1 protein-coding gene is annotated in these 713 nt (G+C 67.6%); it reads left to right on the forward strand.

The features are described 5' to 3' along the window. Positions 1-713 (forward strand): efflux RND transporter periplasmic adaptor subunit (locus WS96_RS04510; RefSeq protein ID WP_156443574.1); only part of this gene is annotated, 713 nt, incomplete at both ends.

Genomic DNA, 713 nt, shown 5'->3' on the forward strand with positions numbered 1-713 from the left:
CGTGAATTCACCGAAGGCACCGACGTCAAGGCCGGTCAGCGCCTCTACAAGATCGATCCGGCGCCGTACATCGCCGCGCTGAACAGCGCGAAGGCGACGCTGGCGAAGGCGCAGGCGAACCTCGTCACGCAGAACGCGCTGGTCGCGCGCTACAAGGTGCTGGTTGCCGCGAACGCGGTCAGCAAGCAGGACTACGACAACGCGGTCGCCACGCAAGGCCAGGCCGCGGCGGACGTCGCGGCCGGCAAGGCGGCGGTCGACACCGCGCAGATCAACCTCGGCTATACGGATGTCGTGTCGCCGATCAGCGGCCGCGTCGGCATCTCGCAGGTGACGCCGGGCGCATACGTGCAGGCGAGCCAGGCGACGCTGATGTCGACGGTGCAGCAGCTCGATCCGGTGTACGTCGACCTCACGCAATCGAGCCTCGAAGGGCTGAAGCTGCGTCAGGACGTGCAGAGCGGGCGTCTGAAGACGAGCGGCCCGGGCGCGGCGAAGGTGTCGCTGATCCTGGAAGACGGCAAGACCTACTCGGAGCCGGGCAAGCTGCAGTTCTCGGATGTGACGGTCGACCAGACCACGGGCTCGGTGACGATCCGCGCGGTGTTCCCGAACCCGGGCCGCGTGCTGCTGCCGGGGATGTTCGTGCGTGCACGGATCGAGGAAGGCGTGAACGAGAACGCGTTCCTGGTGCCGCAGATCGGCGTCACGCA

The sequence above is a fragment of the Burkholderia sp. MSMB1835 genome (genome assembly GCF_001526365.1).
Lineage (GTDB): Bacteria > Pseudomonadota > Gammaproteobacteria > Burkholderiales > Burkholderiaceae > Burkholderia.